Source organism: Bacteroides sp. OM05-10AA, from assembly GCF_003439055.1.
GTDB lineage: Bacteria > Bacteroidota > Bacteroidia > Bacteroidales > Bacteroidaceae > Bacteroides > Bacteroides intestinigallinarum.
On sequence record NZ_QSUR01000095.1, the window covers coordinates 1 to 589 of the forward strand.

1 protein-coding gene is annotated in these 589 nt (G+C 34.5%); it reads left to right on the forward strand.

What is annotated here, in order from left to right:
- Positions 1-69: 69 nt before the first annotated feature.
- On the forward strand, positions 70-462 hold the full coding sequence (locus DXB58_RS27610) for a hypothetical protein (protein ID WP_147338757.1): 393 nt from the start codon (positions 70-72) through the stop codon (positions 460-462).
- Positions 463-589: the final 127 nt, after the last annotated feature.

A 589-nucleotide genomic window follows, 5' to 3' on the forward strand; every position in this document is an offset into this window, starting at 1 on the left:
CTGGGGAGATATTCGGATGGATCGCAATAGGAAGATGGAAGTAGAAAATATTATAACACCAATTTGCTTATGAATTGTTTTAGTAGAAAAATAGTATTGATTTTTGCCGCAATTATTTGGCAAAGTTCTCTCGGGACAAAATCTGCGCAAATTAAAGAGCAAAATTTGGGACAAAACGGTTATCGAAAATATGAAGATGGCCTACTAATTCAATGGGGGCATTTAACTAATTCATCAGCGGGAAGTGCAACTATATGGTTCCCTATTTCTTTTCATGATGCCTCCTATCAATTTGTGACTACGATGGAGACAGTATCTAATGAACATACATTATATACTGCTTTACCGTATAATAAATCAGCATCTTATGTAAATGTCATGCGAAAGTTTCTACTTGCAGATAATAGTATAACCGTAGGAAGTAGTACTCGTTCATTTGACTGGATAGCTATAGGTCGTTGAAAATAGAAATATTATAACATCAATTTGATTATGGAGAGATTTAGTAGAAAATTGGTATTACTTTTATTGCTTGTAATTTGGCAAAGTTCTCTCGGGACTACGTATGCTTTAGCTGATCTATCGAACG